Raw genomic sequence first — 689 nt, 5'->3', positions numbered from 1 at the left:
CACATGTAGTCGCGTTCCTCGTCGGTGACCATCTCCAGGGTCAGCTCGTCGTGGTTGCGCAGGAAGATGCCCCACTGGCAGCCGGACGGGATGGCCGGGGTCTTGGCCAGGATCTCCGAGACCGGATACCTCGACTCCCGGCGGACCGCCATGAAGATCCTCGGCATCACCGGGAAGTGGAACGCCATGTGGCACTCGTCGCCGCCGCTCGGGAAGTCGCCGAAGTAGTCGACGACGTCCTCGGGCCACTGGTTCGCCTCCGCCAGCACCACCGTGTCGGGGTACTGCGCGTCGATCTCCTTGCGCACCCGGCGGAGGAACTCGTGGGTTGCCGGAAGGTTTTCGCAGTTGGTGCCCTCGGCCGCGAACAGGTACGGGACCGCGTCCAGGCGGAAGCCGTCGATGCCCAGGTCAAGCCAGAACTTCAGCGCCGAGATGATCTCTTCCTGGACGGCCGGGTTCTCGTAGTTGAGGTCCGGCTGGTGGGAGAAGAAGCGGTGCCAGAAGTACTGCTTGCGGACGGGGTCGAAGGTCCAGTTGGAGGCTTCGGTGTCGACGAAGATGATGCGGGCGTCGGGGTACTGCTTGTCGTCGTCGGCCCACATGTAGTAGTCGCCGTACGGCCCGTCGGGGTCCTTGCGGGACTCCTGGAACCACGGGTGCTGGTCGCTGGTGTGGTTCATGACGAA

1 protein-coding gene is annotated in these 689 nt (G+C 64.9%); it reads right to left on the bottom strand.

Going from position 1 to position 689, the window contains the following annotated elements:
- Window positions 1–689 (bottom strand): alpha-amylase family glycosyl hydrolase (locus AC31A1_RS52225; protein ID WP_489660049.1); only part of this gene is annotated, 689 nt, incomplete at both ends.

This window comes from Streptomyces sp. P5F9 (genome assembly GCF_057961495.1).
The sequence above is the reverse complement of the archived record's forward strand: the minus strand, read 5'-3'. Positions and strand labels throughout refer to the sequence as shown.